The 16,091-nt window shown below is 63.4% G+C and carries 15 protein-coding genes; 9 read left to right on the top strand and 6 right to left on the bottom strand.

Annotated features, from left to right (window positions below):
- Positions 1 to 7: 7 nt before the first annotated feature.
- Positions 8 to 1,213: a multidrug effflux MFS transporter gene (locus NKH54_RS25010; RefSeq protein ID WP_023682099.1), complete on the bottom strand. Its 1,206-nt coding sequence runs from the start codon at positions 1,211 to 1,213 to the stop codon at positions 8 to 10.
- Positions 1,214 to 1,401: 188 nt separating this feature from the next.
- Here NKH54_RS25010 and NKH54_RS25005 point away from each other — a divergent pair, with 188 nt between their 5' ends.
- From NKH54_RS25005 to NKH54_RS24990, 4 genes are all read left to right on the top strand, one after another.
- Positions 1,402 to 2,085, top strand: a complete 684-nt coding sequence (locus tag NKH54_RS25005; protein ID WP_023668320.1) for a TetR/AcrR family transcriptional regulator — start codon at positions 1,402 to 1,404, stop codon at positions 2,083 to 2,085.
- Positions 2,086 to 2,215: 130 nt separating this feature from the next.
- Positions 2,216 to 2,761, top strand: coding sequence for an SspB family protein (locus NKH54_RS25000; RefSeq protein ID WP_023667419.1), 546 nt, complete (start codon positions 2,216 to 2,218; stop codon positions 2,759 to 2,761).
- Between the two features lie 18 nt (positions 2,762 to 2,779).
- Complete coding sequence (locus NKH54_RS24995; RefSeq protein ID WP_023682102.1) at positions 2,780 to 2,974, top strand: DUF4169 family protein; 195 nt, start codon at positions 2,780 to 2,782, stop codon at positions 2,972 to 2,974.
- A 13-nt stretch (positions 2,975 to 2,987) separates the two neighbouring features.
- On the top strand, positions 2,988 to 3,209 hold the full coding sequence (locus tag NKH54_RS24990; protein ID WP_353029224.1) for a ribbon-helix-helix domain-containing protein: 222 nt from the start codon (positions 2,988 to 2,990) through the stop codon (positions 3,207 to 3,209).
- A 7-nt stretch (positions 3,210 to 3,216) separates the two neighbouring features.
- Here NKH54_RS24990 and NKH54_RS24985 read toward each other — a convergent pair whose 3' ends face one another.
- The 3 genes from NKH54_RS24985 to NKH54_RS24975 form a co-directional block, all read right to left on the bottom strand.
- Positions 3,217 to 7,149 carry an AsmA family protein gene (locus NKH54_RS24985; protein WP_353029223.1) on the bottom strand — a complete coding sequence of 1,311 codons (3,933 nt, stop codon included), beginning with the start codon at positions 7,147 to 7,149 and terminating at the stop codon, positions 3,217 to 3,219.
- Between the two features lie 153 nt (positions 7,150 to 7,302).
- The gene (locus NKH54_RS24980; protein WP_352522192.1) at positions 7,303 to 7,737 is read right to left on the bottom strand and encodes a hypothetical protein; all 435 of its coding nucleotides are present in this window, start codon (positions 7,735 to 7,737) and stop codon (positions 7,303 to 7,305) included.
- Positions 7,738 to 7,802: 65 nt separating this feature from the next.
- The gene (locus NKH54_RS24975; RefSeq protein ID WP_353029222.1) at positions 7,803 to 9,212 is read right to left on the bottom strand and encodes an FAD-binding oxidoreductase; all 1,410 of its coding nucleotides are present in this window, start codon (positions 9,210 to 9,212) and stop codon (positions 7,803 to 7,805) included.
- Positions 9,213 to 9,435: 223 nt separating this feature from the next.
- Between NKH54_RS24975 and NKH54_RS24970 the strand changes: the two genes are divergently transcribed.
- The 4 genes from NKH54_RS24970 to NKH54_RS24955 all read left to right on the top strand — a co-directional run bounded on the left by NKH54_RS24970 (position 9,436) and on the right by NKH54_RS24955 (position 12,118).
- A complete protein-coding gene (locus NKH54_RS24970) occupies positions 9,436 to 9,921 on the top strand; it encodes a thioesterase family protein (RefSeq protein ID WP_023712460.1) in 486 nt (161 codons plus the stop codon).
- Between the two features lie 146 nt (positions 9,922 to 10,067).
- Positions 10,068 to 10,265, top strand: a complete 198-nt coding sequence (locus tag NKH54_RS24965) for a hypothetical protein (protein WP_013531006.1) — start codon at positions 10,068 to 10,070, stop codon at positions 10,263 to 10,265.
- A gap of 258 nt (positions 10,266 to 10,523) precedes the next feature.
- A complete protein-coding gene (locus NKH54_RS24960) occupies positions 10,524 to 11,672 on the top strand; it encodes a histidine kinase dimerization/phosphoacceptor domain -containing protein (RefSeq protein ID WP_023667428.1) in 1,149 nt (382 codons plus the stop codon).
- Positions 11,669 to 12,118, top strand: coding sequence for a response regulator (locus tag NKH54_RS24955; RefSeq protein WP_023668313.1), 450 nt, complete (start codon positions 11,669 to 11,671; stop codon positions 12,116 to 12,118). The genes NKH54_RS24960 and NKH54_RS24955 overlap by 4 nt, the downstream gene beginning before the upstream one ends.
- Positions 12,119 to 12,121: 3 nt before the next feature.
- Here NKH54_RS24955 and NKH54_RS24950 read toward each other — a convergent pair whose 3' ends face one another.
- Entirely contained in the window at positions 12,122 to 13,027 is a 906-nt protein-coding gene (locus tag NKH54_RS24950) for a dienelactone hydrolase family protein (RefSeq protein ID WP_023682108.1), read from the bottom strand.
- Positions 13,028 to 13,322: 295 nt separating this feature from the next.
- Here NKH54_RS24950 and NKH54_RS24945 point away from each other — a divergent pair, with 295 nt between their 5' ends.
- The gene (locus tag NKH54_RS24945; protein WP_023713551.1) at positions 13,323 to 13,463 is read left to right on the top strand and encodes a hypothetical protein; all 141 of its coding nucleotides are present in this window, start codon (positions 13,323 to 13,325) and stop codon (positions 13,461 to 13,463) included.
- Between the two features lie 212 nt (positions 13,464 to 13,675).
- On the opposite strand, the gene NKH54_RS24940 is transcribed toward NKH54_RS24945, so the two are convergent.
- Entirely contained in the window at positions 13,676 to 16,015 is a 2,340-nt protein-coding gene (locus NKH54_RS24940; protein ID WP_196814830.1) for a glucose/quinate/shikimate family membrane-bound PQQ-dependent dehydrogenase, read from the bottom strand.
- Positions 16,016 to 16,091 lie beyond the last annotated feature (76 nt).

The raw sequence follows: 16,091 nt of genomic DNA, 5'->3' as shown, positions 1-16,091 counted from the left end.
GGTCAGCTTACTCGGCCGGCGCTTCAACGGCTTCGCGCGAGCGGCCAAGCGTCAGTTTGGCCAGCGTGAACGAGATCACCGCGCAGAGCGTGATGCCGGCCACCATGGGCAGCGGGGTGCCGTCGAAGAAGATGCCGGCGACGCCCATCGCCAGCGCACCGATGGCGAAGTGCAGCGTGCCCATCAGCGCCGAGGCCGTGCCGGCGATCTCGCCATGCTCTTCCATGGCCAGCACCGACGTCGTCGGGATGACCAGGCCAAGGAAGCCGTAGCCGACGAACAGCAGTGCCGCCATAACATCGAGCCGGTCGACCCCGGTCGCCATGACTGCGAACAGCACAACCATCGTCGTGGCATAGCCGGTTACCGCCACCCAGACGACGCGCTTCAGCCCGAAGCGCTCCGACAGCATCCCCGTCAGTTGCGACATGCCGATGAAGGCCACCGCATTGATCGAGAAGAACACGCTGTAGACGGAAGGCGACAGCCCGTAATGGTCGATCAGGATGAAGGACGAACTCGAGAGGTAGACGAAGAAGCTGGCGATGCCGAAGCCGGCGATCGCCACCAGGCCGAGGAAATTGCGGTCACCCATGAGGAAGCGATAGCCGGCGAGTGCGGTTCCGAAGGAGGAACCGACGCGTTCTTCCGCCGGCCGCGTCTCCTTCAGCGAGGTCGCCAGCAGAATGGTGGCCAGCAGGGCCGCGCCCGTCACCGTCCAGAACACGGCGCGCCAGCCGAAATTCTCGATGATCTGGCTGCCGGTCAGCGGCGCCAGGATCGGCGACACCGAAAACACCAGCATCAGCAGCGACATCAGCTTGGCGGCTTCGGTGCCGGTGTGCAGGTCGCGCACGATGGCGCGCGGCACCGCCATGCCGGCGCTGGCGCCCAGTCCCTGCAGGAAGCGGAAGGCGATCAGCCATTCGATGGTCGGGCTCATGGCCGAACCGATACCGCCGACCATGAACAGCGCAAGGCCGCCGTAAAGCGGCAGCTTGCGGCCGACCATGTCGGAGATCGGTCCGACGACGATCTGGCCGAAGCCCATCGACAGGAAGAAGATCAAAAGGCTCATCTGAACGGCGGCGGTGCCGGCATGCAGATCTTCGCCGATCGAAGGCAACGCCGGCAGATACATGTCGATGGCGAAGGGGCCGATAGCGGACAACAGGCCGAGCACGACCGCGATGCGGAGGAATTTGGGACTCATGATAAAGGCTTCTTTCAAGTCTGGTTGGCGCCGCCAACGCGACGACTAACCCTAGGACGTTCCATCCCGTTGAAATCCGACGGCTCAGAGCGAGATTATTCGTCTCTACGGAGCGAATTCCCCATTTATTGTGTCCACAAATTTAGACAGCCTTGTCTAATTCGTCAATCACCTCTATATAGATTTCTATGAAGCTTGCCGTTTCTCCTGACATTTTCCCCCCACGCGGCCACGAGGCCAAGCGTATGTCGATTATCGATGCGGCGGCTTCGGTCTTTTGCCGGGAAGGCTTTGCCGGCGCGAATATCGACCTGATCGCGGTGGAGGCCGGCGTGTCGCGCCAGACCATCTATAATCACCACCGCGACAAGGAAAAGCTCTTCATGGCTGTGGTGCGCGATCTGACGGAGCGCTGCAATGCCGGCATCTTCGCCACCTTCGCCTCTTTCCCAGACCAGCCGAAGGATCTGGAAGCCGACCTGATTGGCTTTGCCGTGCGCATGAATCAGAACTGCATCTGCAACCGCGACGGACGCTTCCTGCGCAAGCTGATCCAGACCGAAGGCGAGCGCTATCCCGAGCTCTTCGCCGAATGGCGCGACCAGGGGCCGGGCCGGACCTGGCCCGCACTTGCCGCCCGTTTTGCCCGCCTCGCCCATGCCGGCCATCTCGCGGTCGACGATCCCGATGTCGCCGCGCGCCAGTTCCTGGCGCTGGCCAACGCCGAACTGCAGACCACCTTCATGCTCGGCGGCATGCCGTCCGAAGACGAAGTGCTGCAATCGGCGACCCACGGCGTGCGCACCTTCCTGCGCGCCTTCGGCAAGCGCAGATCAGCGGCAGCGGTGGAAAAACAGCTGGCCAGCGCCTGAACGTCAAAGCCGGCGATCAAATCGTCCGTTACGGGCTTCGCTTCGGCGCATCAGCGATCTATATCCGGTTTACGCCGCGCTCAAGCTTGATTACAGCTATGCGGACGATTCAACGGAACCCGACCAGCACATGGCCGACGACCACATCCGCTACGACATTCTGGCCCAGGAGGCATTGCGCGGCGTCATGCGCAAGGTCCTGGCCGAAGTCGCGCGCACCGGCCTTCCCGGCAATCATCATTTCTTCATCACATTCCTGACCGGCGCGCCGGGCGTGCGGGTGTCCTCCAGGCTGCGCGAGCGCTATCCCGAACAGATGACCATCGTCATCCAGTTCCAGTATTGGGACCTCAAAGTGACCGATACCGGCTTCGAGGTCGGGCTGTCCTTCTCCGACGTGCCGGAGAAGCTGGAAATCCCGTTCTCGGCCGTACGCGGCTTCTACGACCCATCGGTCAATTTCGAACTCGAATTCGACGTTAAGACCGACGTCCCGGCGGAAGACGATGCAGCCGCCCAGCCGGCTGCCGAGCCTTTGGCTATCGTCTCCGAGAAAAAGCCGAAGGCCGAGAAGAAGGCAGCTGCCACTGAGGCCGAGAAAAAGCCCGCCGTGGCCGATGCCGCCGCCGGCAAGGGCGCCGACGTCGTGTCGCTCGACGCCTTCCGCAAGAAGTAGCGGGACGGTCGGCGCGACATGGGCGAAATCGTCAACCTTCGCCAGGTCCGCAAGCAGAAGGCGCGCACCGAAAAGGAAAAGCTCGCCGGCGAGAACCGCGCTCTGCACGGCCGTTCCAAAGCCGAAAAGAACCGTGACCGTCTGACATCGGACAAGGCCGAAAAATTCGTCGCCGGCCACCGCCGCGAACGCCCGGAAGACCAGGGCGATTGATGGACCGCCTGCGGTGAGCCCGGTCGAAAAACGCTCCGTGACCATCCGCGGCCATCGCACCAGCTATTCCCTCGAAAAACCCTTTTATGACGATCTCGTCGCCATCGCCGCCTCGCGCAAGCTGACCCTTGCTGCCCTGGTCGCGGAGATCGACGAGACAAGACCGCGAGATGCGAACCTGTCCTCGGCGCTCAGGCTTCATGTGCTGGACTGGGCCAAGCGCGGCGCGGTCTGAATGGTTCTTAATTGCCCAGCGACTTCAGCAAATTGTCGACGGAGAACGGATTTGTCTTCGGCTTCGGCGGCGCCGAACCGTCATTGACGCCGGGAAGTGAGCGGTCGACCTTCGGCGCCTGCTCCTGAGCCTTGCGCTCGGCCTCCAGCCTGGCTTTTTCCTGCCAAGCGATCCGAGCCTGCTCAGCCTTCTTCCGTTCGTCCTCGGCCTTTGCGGCGTCTTCGGCAGCCTGCTCTTCGGCCTGCGCTTTCGCGTCCGCATCCGCCTTGGCCTTGGCGTCAGCCTCTGCCTGCACTTTCGCATCGGCATCGGCCTTTGCTTCGGCATCCGCCTTGGCCTTGGCATCCGCTTCGGCCTGTGCCTTTGCGTCGGCCTGTGCCTTCGCCTTGGCGTCGGCCTCAGCTTTGAGCCGTGCCGCTTCCTCCTGCTTGCGCAATTCCTCGGCGGCGTTGTCGCGCTCGGTCTGCAGGGCGGAGTAGTAGCGCACCTCGCGCCGCAGCCGCTGCTTCTCGAGCAGTGCTGCCTGCATCGCCTCGACCCGCTGCTGCTCCTTTTCCAGGGCACGCTGGGTCAAAAATTGCGCCAGCGGCTCGCTGTCGAACTGCTTCTTCAGCGCCCCGAACGGCCCATCGACGCTGAAACTGACCGTCGGATCGGAGCCGACCAGCGCCTCGTCGCCAGGCTTGTAGGTGACCGCGCCCTTGGTGGCGACGGTGCCGGTGTTGAGGTCGGCCGTGATGTCGGCAGACAGCGTCGCCGCCTGGTTTTCGAATTTGATCGGTGGTGCCCGCAACGTGCCGCCGGCGACCGTGAAGGCGATGTCGGCATCGCCGGCAGCAAAGCTGCCGTCGCCAGCGATCTCAGGTGCAAAGCCCGCGGTCTTTGCTGTGTCGATGTCGCGCCCGATCGCATCGGCCTTGGCAATCAACGCGCCGAAGGCATCGGGATTGACGCCGGCAATGGTGAGGCCTTTCAGCGCCGCCGTGCCCGAGCCGGAGAGTGCGGCAATCATCGCGTCGACCGATTTGCCGCTGGTCGACAGCCCTGTCGAGAAATCGCCGTTGCCACTCAATCCGGCAGCCGGCAGCACAGTCGCCAGGTCAGCGCCGGCAAGCCTCATCTGGCCGGAGAACAGCCCCGTGCCGTCTGTGTTCTTCAACTCGAACAATCCGGTGAGCGCGCCGCCCAGCAGTTTTGCCTTCAGGTCCGAAACGCGGATGCCTTCCTGGTCCAGTTTCAACGACAGCGACGCATCATAGGCTGTCGCCAGCGGTCCGGCGGCAAGCGTCGCCGTCGTCAGATCGAGATCGGCGCTGAACGGCAGGCTGGATTTCTGGCTGAATGGCGCCGTCGGCCAGTTCGCGTTGCTGCTGAGGAACGACTGGTCACCGAACAGCGCAACCGCAATCGGGTCGAGGTCCAGTTCGTCGAGCGCCAGCGCACCGGCAAAATGCGGCAGCCCCTGCTTCGCATCGATGTTGACGTCGCCCGAAATCTCCGACTCGTTGATGGATCCGCTGAGGCCGCTCAACACCAGCAGGCCGTTGCCGAAATCGGCATCCGCGCTGAGCGAGGTCGAGGTGCCCGTTCCCATACCCGGCAGGCCGGCGCCGGTCGTCATCAGCCAGGGCTCGATATCGGAAGCGTCGAGGCCGATCTTGCCCTTGGCGGTGGCGCCTTGCGGCGTCTGAGCGACGGTGCCGTCGAACGTCGCCTTGAAGTCATCGGCGGCGAAATTGAAGCTCGTCGCCAGGCCGCCGCCGAGCGTGCCTTTGGCCGAAATATCGGTGCTTGCCTGGCCGAGCATGCCGAGCGGCAGCGCCGGCAGGCCGTAGAGCGCCAGCAGCACGGTGGCGTCGGGATTTTTGGCGTTGAAGGTCACCGTCACCGGCGCGTCGAGCAACTGGCCGACGGCACCCTTGCCCGACAGCGACGCCGAAAAGGCCGAACCGCCGGCCTTGCCTTGTCCGCTCACCGCCAGCCCGGTAGTGCCGTCGCCATTGTCGGCGGCGCTCGCCACCAGATCGACGCGCGCGTCCTGGAACAGTTCAGGATAGGCGGCCGTGCGGCCAGCCAGTCCCTTCAGCATCAGATTGTCGGGATAGTGTTGCGCGGCAATGTCGATCAGCGGCTTCAGATCGACGGCGACCACCGAGGCATCGAGCTTGCCGGTCGGGCTTGCCGGAAAATCCTTGATCCGGCCGGTGGCGCTGATCGAGGCGCCGGCAAGGCCGCCAATCGACAGCCGGTCGATTTCGAGCAGCCCGTCGCGGAGCCGGAGCGCGGTATCGACCGTGTCGGCGGTGAGCCCGCCGGCATTGACCGGCCCTGCCTTGATCTGAAAATCGAGGTCACGGTCGGAAAAGCGGTTGGCGCCCTTGTCGCTGACGAAGATCGAGGCGAAGGCCGTCAGCCCGTCGACATCGAGTTCGCCGCCCTCGAGCCGCATCAGCACCGAGGACTTGGCGTCGTCGGGCTGGTTGGAATCGATGCGGCCGGTGAACTTCGACTTGCCGAGGATCAGTTCGAGATCGCTGAACGCCTGGCGCTTCTCCGACAGGTCCACCTTGGCCTTGAAGCCGGCGGCCGGCAGCCGGCGGATCGCCTCGTCGACATCTTTCGACAACCAGGCAGCAAAGCCGGAAGGCTGCGCCACCGCCAGCAGCATGGAGCCGCTGAAACGGAAATGATCTTCGACGCTGAGCACGCCGCTGGCTTCCAGCGTCGTGCGCCCGGGCAAGGTCGCGGCCAGCGATTTCACCGACCAGCCGCCCTCGACCGGCTCGGCCGAGAGATGCACGTCGCGCACCGTGGTGTCGCCAGCCACCACCGCCGGCAGCTTGACCTCGACAGTGCCGGGGATGCTCGGCTTCGGCAGTTCGAGCAGCGCCTGCTCGATTCCGGCAATACGCTGGTCCAGCGTCAGGCCGGCGCCCTTCTCAGCGCCCACCGCCTCGTCCAGTTGCACCTGCGCGCCATTGGCCTCGATGGCGAAGTTCGGCCTAAGGCCGAGATCGACCGAAGCCTTGCCGTCGGCTGTGTAGGGATTGTCGAGCGGCCCGGTCTCGAAGCGGAATTCGTCGACGCCAAGCTTCTGGTGGTCGAGCGAGAACTTGCCGTTCAGCCTGAACCCCGGATCGGGTTTGCCGGCGCTGATTTTGACGCTCTCGCCATCGCCGCCGCGCAGTTCGGCGCTGTTTTTGTCGTCGCCGGAAATCTTGAACTGGCCGGAATAGACGGCAGCCCCATTGACGATGCCGGCATTGCCGTCGGTTTCGATGACCAGTGGATAGGCATCGGGATCGACCTTGAGCCTCAGCCGCATCTGGCCGCTGCCTTCGGCCTTGCCGGTCGAAGCCGCAACCGTCGAACGCAGTCCGTCGAGCAGCAACGTTCCGTCCATGCGCCACGGCCCGGCCAGCGACTTGGCAGAGATGGTCGAATTGATCTCGGAAATCAGATGGCTGCGCCCGCCTGCGGCATGGCGGAGCGCAATTTCTCCCTCCGTCACCGTGAGCTTCTCGATCGAGATCTGGTTGAGATCGAAGGGCGAGGACGGCCGTATCGCCCAGTCGACCGTGCCGTTATCGGCGATGTCGATCGTCGCCTTCGGATGCACCAGCCGCATGTCGAAAATCAGCACTTCGCCGCGCAGGAACGGCGCCAGTTCCGCGTCCATCGAAAAGGTCTCGACGGTCATTGCCGGCTGGCCGCCGGGGCCGCCGGCGACCGTGACGTTTGAGAAGGTCACCGAGGGGAACGGCAACAGCCGCGCCGTGGCGTCGCCTTGCACCGTCACCTTGCGGCCGAGAATGGCGCTCGCCTCGCGCTCGAATTGGGCGCGGTACCCGGTCCAATCGACAAAATACGGCACCACCAGCGCCGCAACCAGCACCAGCACAAACAAGCCACCGAAGATCACGAACAGGCGTGCGAGCATCAGCTCCGAACGGGTTGATTGAAAGTCAGCCGCACTCTACCCGCATCAGCGTGTCGATAAAGAGGCAATTCATCCAGAGTTGCTTGATCTCTGTATCTGGACGAGCAGAGATTTCGGACGCCTGTGACTGCGTGCCGGCCGACATGCAACAGACTAACCCGCCACCGCCCGTCGGCGATATTCGTTCAGCAGCACTACCATCTCCTCGGGCGACAATGTCCAGCCCTGCGGTAATGCGGCTTCGGCGCCGAGGCTTTTGGTCACGCTGCCCATGACGGAGCTTTTCTTAACCCCCGGTGCGAAATTGTACCCGATCATATCGCCTATCCTGCGCCGGCGATGGACGACGAAGAAGCTTTCGATATCCTTCCAGGGGACCAGCTTGGGCGATCGAACAAGGCCTCCGCCGAGACTGAAACCTTGTCCGTTCAGCACCAGAATCTGCGGCCGCACAAGCTGCCAGGCAAACACCAACGCGACCAGCCCGAAAAAGGCCACGCACCACCAAAGGCCGGCGGTGTCGCCGTCCTCGGAGACATAAATCAGGAAAGCGCAGGCCAGGACAAAGAAGAGGCTGGCCGACAGCAATAACAGTGTCTTGCCAAGCGATGCCCTTATAATCAGAGTATCCATTGCCGCTCCTCACATTTCGGCTATGCAGGTAATATCTTGCCTGGGTTCATGATGTCTTGCGGGTCGAGCGCTTTTTTTATGGAGCGCATGATGTCGACACCATGGCCGAGCTCATGGCGCAGGAAGCCGATCTTGCCCTGGCCGATGCCGTGTTCGCCGGTGCAGGTGCCGTCCATGGCGATCGCCCGCATGTTCAGCCGCGAGACGAATTTCTCCGCCAGCGCGATCTCTTTGGGGTCGTTGACATCCATCAGCACCAGCACATGGAAATTGCCGTCGCCGGCATGGCCGACGATCGGCGCAACCAGGCCCATCTCGGCAATGTCGGCCTCGGTTTCGGCAACGCATTCGGCCAGCCGCGAGATCGGCACGCAGACATCGGTCGACAGGCCCTTGGTGCCCGGCCGCAGCGTCAGCGACGCCCAATAAGCATCGTGCCTGGCTTTCCAGAGTTTCGTGCGCTCCTCGGCGACGCTGGTCCAAAGGAATGGCCCGCCGCCATTGTCTTCAGCAATGGCACCGAAGGTCTCGGCCTGTTCGGCGACGCCGGCATCGCTGCCGTGGAACTCGACGAACAGGCACGGGCTCTCGGGGTAATCGAGCTTCGAGTAATTCTTCATCGCCCGCATCTGCAGTCCATTCACCAGTTCGATGCGCGCCACCGGAATGCCCATCTGGATGGTCGCGATGACCGCGTTGCAGGCCGCCTCGAGGTTTGGAAACGGGCAGACGCCGCCGGAGATCGCCTGCGGAATGCCTTGCAGCTTCAAGGTCAGCGAGGTGATGATGCCGAGCGTGCCTTCCGAGCCGACCAGAAGCCGCGTCAGATCGTAGCCGGCCGAACTCTTTTTCGCCCGCTTGCCGGTCGTCACCGTCTCGCCATCGGCCATGACGGCCGTCAGCGACAGCACGTTTTCACGCATCGTGCCGTAGCGCACCGCATTGGTGCCGGAGGCCCGCGTTGCCGCCATGCCGCCGAGCGAAGCATTGGCGCCGGGATCGATGGGGAAGAACAGGCCGGTATCGCGCAGGTGCCGATTCAAATCCTCGCGCGTTACGCCAGGCTCGACCGTGCAGTCGAGATCCTCGGGGTTGACCGACAGGATGCGGTTCATGCGCGAGGTGTCGACCGAGATGCCGCCACCCGGCGCGTTGGTGTGGCCCTCCAGCGAGGAACCGACGCCGAAGGCGATGACCGGCACGCGGTGCGCGGCGCAGGCACGTACGATCTCTTGCACCTCTTCTGTCGTCTCCGGGAGCGCGACACCGTCAGGCGCCTGCGTCGGAATATAGGTGGTGGTGTGCGCATGCTGCGAGCGGATCGCCGCGCCGGTCTGGAAGCGTTCGCCGAACTGCTGCTTGAGGATGCCGAGCACCGCCGCAATGCCTTCCTCGTTGCGTTCGACCGGATTGAGGTCGCTCAGAGCCATGAATTCCTCCGCGAATGGACCAGCGTCCATGCTTGTTATGCGATTATGGATGCACATGACGCAATTCCAGGAAAAGTGTGAAGCGGTTTTCCGTCCGGGATTGCGTCAAAACAAAAACTAAAGCGGTTCACCGTTTCCGCGAGACGGTGAACCGCTCTAGTCTCAGCGGCCACGCCCTGTCCAGCACCTGAACTCGGTCCAGCACCAGAACAAGGAAGTTTCCATGCCCATCCCTGCCCCCTTCGTTTCCAAACCGATGGACATCGAGAAGGACTGGATCGACTACAACGGCCATCTCAACATGGCCTATTACAACGTGTTGTTCGACCGCTGCTCGGATGAGGCGTTCGAGGCGATGGGCATGGGGCTGGACTATGTCAAAGAGCGGCGCCTGACCATCTACACGGCCGAAGTCCATGTTTGCTATGTCCAGGAACTGCACCTCGAACACAAAGTCGTCGTATCCTTCCAGCTGATCGATCACGACGACAAGCGGCTGCGGGCCTACCAGGAAATCCGCCATGTCGATGGCTGGCTCGCCGCCACTTCCGAAACCCTGTCGCTGCATGTCGACATGTCCGGGCCGAAAGTCGCGCCCTTCCCCGCCGACGTGCAGGCCAAGGTGGAAGCGATGCGCGCCGCCCACTCTGCACTGCCGATGCCCGAACGCGCCGGCCGTTCGATCGGTATTCGCCGCAGGACCGCTTGAAGCGCTGCCGCGCCCGCGTTAACCTTACCAAGGTTTTAACGTGAACAAGCCATTTGAGCCATTGAACGACTCAGCGGACCGTTTGAGAACGGTGCCATGCGAGTTGCGATGCGGGCGGCGGGCAACAGGCGGTTCGAGGAACGTGCATGAAAACCGACATCAAGGTCGAGGTGGACAGGCTGGCTGCCGATCCGCGCATCACCGACTATGATTTCTGGCGCTCGTTGAAGAACGTCAACAACGAGATCTTCCACATCGCCAACAACAACGAGCCTATCCCCTTCGACATGATCCGCTGGCGCGCCATCCTGAAGCAGGCGCGCATGAAGCGTGGCCACGCCTGACGTTTCCCCTGCTCTGAGAAGCCGACACTGGCGAGCGCCGCCACGGACAATTGCGACCTGATCATTTCTATAGGTCGGCGCCACCCCTGCTTTCAGCGAATCGGCTACATCCGACAACCTTCAAACCCATTTATTTCAATCCGTTGTGGAACCGGCGATTCGGTTCCGCAAATGGCTGCCCGCGACAAGAAGATCAAGATTGAACCAATTCCACGTCTAAGCCGTTGTGACCCCTGAAAAACGGCTTGGAGTGAAAGCATGGACTGGAAAAGGACCAGGGAACCGGCCGACGCATGGCACATGACGGACAATCTGCATGCCGAGCACGGCAAGGGCGATCCGTTCGCGGCCGCCATCCGCGCCACCCGCATGTCGATGGTCATCACCGATCCCCGTCAGGCGGACAATCCGATCGTCTTTGCCAATGACGCGTTCCTGCGCCTGACCGGCTACGAGCGCGACGAGGTCATGGGCAAGAACTGCCGCTTCCTGCAGGGGCCAGAGACAGACAAGGCAGCTGTGGCTAGCGTGCGCGACGCGATAGCAGCGGGAACCGATATCGCCATCGATCTGTTGAACTACCGCAAGGACGGCTCGACGTTCTGGAATGCGCTCTACATCAGCCCGGTTTCCAACGACAAAGGCGAACTCCTGTTCTTCTTTGCCTCACAGCTCGACGTCTCCGATCGCAAGCGCTCCGAGGATCGCATCACCGCCGACAAGAACCGTTTTGAAAAGGCTGTCAAGGAACGCACACGCGAGCTTGAGGCCGCCCTTGAGGCGCAGACCACGCTGCTGCACGAGGTCGACCATCGGGTGAAAAACAACCTGCAGATGATCTCCTCGCTGATCATCATGCAAAGCCGGGCAATCAAGGATGAAGCGACAAAGCGATCGCTGACCACCATGCTGGAGCGCATCGAGGCGCTGAGCACGGTGCATCGCCGTCTCTACCAGTCAAAGGATGTCAGCCGCTTCGATGTCTCGGATTTCGCCAGGGATCTGGTCACCGACCTGCTGACCGCATCCGGACGCGCCGAGATCAAGCCGACGCTGGACCTCGAACCCATCGTCATTCCGGCCGAAAAAGCCACGCCTGTTGCCTTGATGGTCAATGAGCTTGTCACCAACGCGCTGAAGCACGCCTTCAAGGCAAAGCCGGACGGCACCACCGCGGGGCGCATCGGCATCAAGATGAGCCAGCCCGACGGCCACTTCAACATCGAGGTTTCCGATGACGGCGTCGGCATGGCCGAGGCCAGTGGCGATGCTTCCTTCGGCATGCGGCTGATCAAGTCGCTTGCCCGGCAGTTGCATGCCGACATCGAATGGCGCGACGCCGGCCCGGGCACAAAGGTCGTCATCTCGATGCCGAACGAACCGCAGCAGAAAGGGAAGCTGTCATGAACGAACCGCTCAAGGTCCTGATCGTCGAGGACGAGGCGTTGCTGGCGATGGAACTGGAAAGCCTCGTCGAGGAAGCCGGCCACAGCGTTGTGGGTTGGGCGACATCCTTGGCCGAAGCAAGAGGTATGATTGATACCGCCGATGCCGATATTGCCTTTGTCGATATCCACCTCGCCGACGGACCAACCGGGGTCGAGGTTGCCGAGCATATCCGCGAGGGTAACCGTTCCATGGTGGTGTTCATGACCGCCAATCCAAAACGCATCCCCGACCATTTCGCCGGCGCGATCGGCGTCATCGCCAAGCCCTACACGATGAACGGACTGGTGTCGGCGTTGCGCTATCTGCAGGAGGGCGTGCGGCGCCCGCCCCCGGTCTCGGTGCTGCCGGCCGGTTTTACGCTGTCGCCGGCCTATGAAAGCGTATGGGCGTCGTCGGCGGCCTGAAGCCTACGCCAGCTTCTCCTTGAGGAAAGCGATCGTCCGTCCCCAGGCGAGATCGGCTGCCTTCTTGTCGTAGCGCGCGGCCGAGGTGTCGTTGTTGAAGGCATGGTTGACGCCGTCATAGACATAGAGCGTGTATTCGACATGGGCGGCGTCGAGCGCTTTCTTGTAGGCATCGATGCCGGCGTCGATGCGCTCGTCGAGCCCGGCATAGTGCAGCAACAGCGCCGCCTTGATCTTCGCCACATCCTCGGCCTTCGGCTGCATGCCGTAATAGGCGACGCCGACGGCGAGATCGGGCGCGTTGACCGCCAGATTGTTGACCGTGCCGCCGCCCCAGCAGAAGCCGACAGCACCGACCTTGCCGTTGCCGTCCTTCTCGCCCTTGAGATAGGCGATGGTCGCCAGGCCATCGGCGGTGACCTGGCTGGCGTCGAGCTTGGTGAACATGTCGCGCGCCTTGTCTTCGTCAGCGGGCGTGCCGCCGAGCGGCGACAGGAAATCCGGCGCCAGCGCCACGAACCCTTCCAGCGCAACGCGCCGCGCAACATCCTTGATATGCGGGTTGAGCCCCCTGTTCTCATGCACCACGATGACGGTGCCGAGCTTGCCGGACTGGTCCGCCGGCCTGACCAGATAGCCCTTCATCTCACCGCTGCTGCCGGAATAGGTGATATCTTCAGCCTTCACGCGCGGATCGTTGTCGGCGACGATTGCCGCCTGCGCCGAATTCGCCGCAAGCAGCGGCGCGATCGCGGCCGCCGCCGCGCCCGATCCGGCAAGCCTGGTCAGCTGTTCCATGAAGCGGCGGCGGTCGAGCGTCAGATGCGTGTATTCGTCATAGGCATCGATCATCGCCTGGGTGATGGCAGGTTTGGCAGGTTTGACGGCTTCGGCGGTGGGTTTCGTCATGGCGTGCTCCTCGTTAGGAGATGATCTCACGGTCACTCCGGGATGATCTCACGGTCACTCCGGGATGACCTCGCGGTCACTCCGGGATGACTCGCGGATCAAGATAGGGTGCAAGCTCGCACGGTCCAGTCTCGGACGGGTGACGCTTGCGCCATCGAACGATGCGGCCGCCCCGCCGAACGCGCCCATCACATTTTGGTCATTTCAGAGAATGTCGATGGTGCCGCCACAATATGGAAGGAAGCTGATGATGGTCTCGCTCGTAGCGGCGAGCCCGACGAGAAGGAACAACGCCATGACCTTGTCTACTCCGATCCTTGCAAGCGCGCTCGTGCTTGCTGTTGCTGCCTTGCTGGCAATGCGCTCCGCTGCTGCCGCAGCCGCCGCTCGGATGGTGAAGGTCCGCGTCGACCGGCGTCGGCCGGCACCACGCTGATCCAGCAGGCCGAAACAGGGCCGCAGCTAACCAATGAAGTACTGGGCTCCGTGCCCAGCCTCAAAGGCCATCTCTTACGCAAGCTGACCAAGGCTGCTGCTGCCCTCATCGCCCTGCCGGGCACTTCTCCCCGTATAGATGCCGGCAGGCAGATGAGGGGCGGCGCGACAGAATATCTGCCGGGCCGATCACTTACCTAAGTCACATCGCTGCTACTTCGGCAGCGTATAGGCCATCACATAGTCGCCGGGCTTGGTGCCGACCGAGCCATGGCCGCCGGCGACGATGACCACGAACTGGCGGCCGTCGGCGACGGTGTAGGTCATCGGCGTCGACTGCCCACCGGCCGGCAGCCTGGCCTGCCAAAGCTGCTTGCCCGATGTCAGGTCATAGGCGCGCAGATAGTCGTCGACCGCCGCGCCCAGGAAGACGACGCCGCCGGCGGTGATCATCGGCCCGCCAATGCCGGGAACACCGACCTTCAGCGGCAAGGGCAACGGCGTCATGTCGTAGACGGTGCCGTTGCGGTGCTTGTAGGCGATCTTGCCGGTTCTGAGGTCCGCTCCCGCCACATAGCCCCATGGCGGCGCCTGGCAGGGCACGCCGAGCGGCGACAGGAACGGCCCCATCACCACCGCATAGGGTGCGCCCTCATTGCGGTTCAGCCCCTGCTCGCTGCCGCGCCCCTCATCCGGCGGCGGCACCTGGTCGCGCGGAATGAGCTGCGATTTGAACGCCAGATAGGTCGGCATGCCGAACATCACCTGCCGCACCGGATCGACGGCGACGCCGCCCCAGTTGAATGTGCCGAAATTACCGGGATAGACCAGCGACCCCTGCACCGATGGCGGGGTGTAGCGGCCCTCGTAGCGCAGGCCCTGGAATTCGATCCGGCAGGCCAGCTGGTCGAACATGGTGATGCCCCACATGTCGGCGCCGGTCAGCGGCCTCGGATTGAAGGAGAGATCCGAGACCGGCTGCGTCGGCGACGTGTGATCGCCCTCGACAGCGCCGCCCGGCGCCGGCACTTCCTTGATCGGGATGATCGGCTCGCCGCTGCGCCGGTCGAGCACGTAGAGGTCGCCCTGCTTGGTCGGTCCAACCAGGCCCGGAACGACGCCGGCAGCGGTGGTGATGTCGACCAGGGTCGGCTGTGCCGGCACATCCATGTCCCAGAGGTCGTGATGCACGGTCTGCCGCACCCAGCGCACTTGTCCGGTGGCCAGATCGAGCGCGGTGATCGAGGAGGAAAACTTCTCGACATTGGCGCTGCGGCCCATCCCGAGCTGGTCCGGCGTCTGGTTGCCGAGCGGCACATAGAGCAGGCCGAGCTTCTCGTCGGCGCTTGCCGTCGACCACATGTTGGGCGAGTTGTGGGTGTAGGTCTGGCCTGCCGCCAGCGGCGTTGTCTGGTCCGGATTGCCGGAATCCCAGTTCCACACCAGGGCGCCGGTGTCGACGTCGAAGGCCCGGATGACGCCGGACGGCTCTTGCGTCGAATAATTGTCGTTGACCGCGCCGCCGATGATGATCTTGCCGCCCGCAATCAGCGGCGCCGAGGTCGAGTAATAATAGCCCGACTTCGGATACGGCATGTTGGTCAACAAATTGAGCGTGCCGGCTTCGGCGAAGGACGGGCAGACCTGGCCGTTGGCGGCGTCGAGCGCGATCAGCCGCGCATCCGAGGTCGGCAGATAGACGCGCGTCGCGCAAGGCTGGCCGGCGGCGATCTTGGCATCGGCATAATAGGACACGCCGCGGCAGGTCTGGTGCTGGCGGTCCTTGTCGAGCTTGATCTTGGGATCGAAACGCCATTTCTCCTTGCCGGTGGCGGCATCGATGGCGATGGCGAAATTGTGCGGCGTGCAGATATAGAGCGCATCGCCCACCTTCAGCGGCGTCACCTGGTAGGTGGTTTCGCCGACATCGTCCGGCCCTTTCACGTCGCCGGTCTGGTAGATCCAGGCCGGCTGCAATTTGGCGACATTGTCGGGCGTGATCTGGTCGAGCGGCGAATAGCGCTGGCCAAATTGCGTACGGCCGTAGAAATGCCATTCGCCCGGAGGCACATTGCCGCCGAGATCGGCAGTCGGCGTCACCTTGTCGGCGCTGAGGTCGCCGGCGATGTCCTTGGGATCGGCCGTCATCGAATAACCGGCGACGGCGAGCGATGCGAGCACGGCCAGAATGAGCGGCGCGCGCGCGTCGGGGCCGATCAGGCCCCGCCTTGCCCAAGGCGTCAGCAGCCACAGCGCCAGAAGCACGATGATGCCGCCGCGCGGTCCGAGTTCCCACCAGTCGAAGCCGATTTCCCACACCGCCCAGGCCAGCGTGCCGAGCACGATCGCCGCGTAGAGCCAGAGCGCCGTCGATTTGCGCCGGAAGAGCAGCCATGCGGCGATGAGGAAGGCGAGACCGGTGACGACATAGTACCAGCTGCCGCCCAGCATCGCGAGCCAGACGCCGCCGCCGCCAAGTGCGAGGCCGATGAGGAACAGGATGAGGGAGGTGATGACGACAGCCAAGACGATACTCCTTCGACTGATGCGCATTCCGCGGCGCGGCCATGGGCAAAGGTATGCCAATCCTGCCCCCGGCGGTACAACCTTCTCCCGCCCGCCGTGCCTG

Source organism: Mesorhizobium sp. M1004 (genome assembly GCF_040318795.1).
Taxonomy (GTDB): domain Bacteria; phylum Pseudomonadota; class Alphaproteobacteria; order Rhizobiales; family Rhizobiaceae; genus Mesorhizobium.
Note: the sequence above shows the minus strand (reverse complement) of the source record. Positions and strands in the feature narration are given on the sequence as shown.

What these genes read in the sequence shown, in the direction of transcription:
- NKH54_RS25010 (WP_023682099.1), bottom strand. Translation starts at nt 1,213, where the DNA reads ATGAGTCCCAAATTCCTCCGCATCGCGGTCGTGCTCGGCCTGTTGTCC.
- NKH54_RS25005 (WP_023668320.1), top strand. Translation starts at nt 1,402, where the DNA reads ATGAAGCTTGCCGTTTCTCCTGACATTTTCCCCCCACGCGGCCACGAG.
- NKH54_RS25000 (WP_023667419.1), top strand. Translation starts at nt 2,216, where the DNA reads ATGGCCGACGACCACATCCGCTACGACATTCTGGCCCAGGAGGCATTG.
- NKH54_RS24995 (WP_023682102.1), top strand. Translation starts at nt 2,780, where the DNA reads ATGGGCGAAATCGTCAACCTTCGCCAGGTCCGCAAGCAGAAGGCGCGC.
- NKH54_RS24985 (WP_353029223.1), bottom strand. Translation starts at nt 7,149, where the DNA reads ATGCTCGCACGCCTGTTCGTGATCTTCGGTGGCTTGTTTGTGCTGGTG.
- NKH54_RS24975 (WP_353029222.1), bottom strand. Translation starts at nt 9,212, where the DNA reads ATGGCTCTGAGCGACCTCAATCCGGTCGAACGCAACGAGGAAGGCATT.
- NKH54_RS24970 (WP_023712460.1), top strand. Translation starts at nt 9,436, where the DNA reads ATGCCCATCCCTGCCCCCTTCGTTTCCAAACCGATGGACATCGAGAAG.
- NKH54_RS24965 (WP_013531006.1), top strand. Translation starts at nt 10,068, where the DNA reads ATGAAAACCGACATCAAGGTCGAGGTGGACAGGCTGGCTGCCGATCCG.
- NKH54_RS24960 (WP_023667428.1), top strand. Translation starts at nt 10,524, where the DNA reads ATGGACTGGAAAAGGACCAGGGAACCGGCCGACGCATGGCACATGACG.
- NKH54_RS24955 (WP_023668313.1), top strand. Translation starts at nt 11,669, where the DNA reads ATGAACGAACCGCTCAAGGTCCTGATCGTCGAGGACGAGGCGTTGCTG.
- NKH54_RS24950 (WP_023682108.1), bottom strand. Translation starts at nt 13,027, where the DNA reads ATGACGAAACCCACCGCCGAAGCCGTCAAACCTGCCAAACCTGCCATC.
- NKH54_RS24945 (WP_023713551.1), top strand. Translation starts at nt 13,323, where the DNA reads ATGACCTTGTCTACTCCGATCCTTGCAAGCGCGCTCGTGCTTGCTGTT.
- NKH54_RS24940 (WP_196814830.1), bottom strand. Translation starts at nt 16,015, where the DNA reads ATGCGCATCAGTCGAAGGAGTATCGTCTTGGCTGTCGTCATCACCTCC.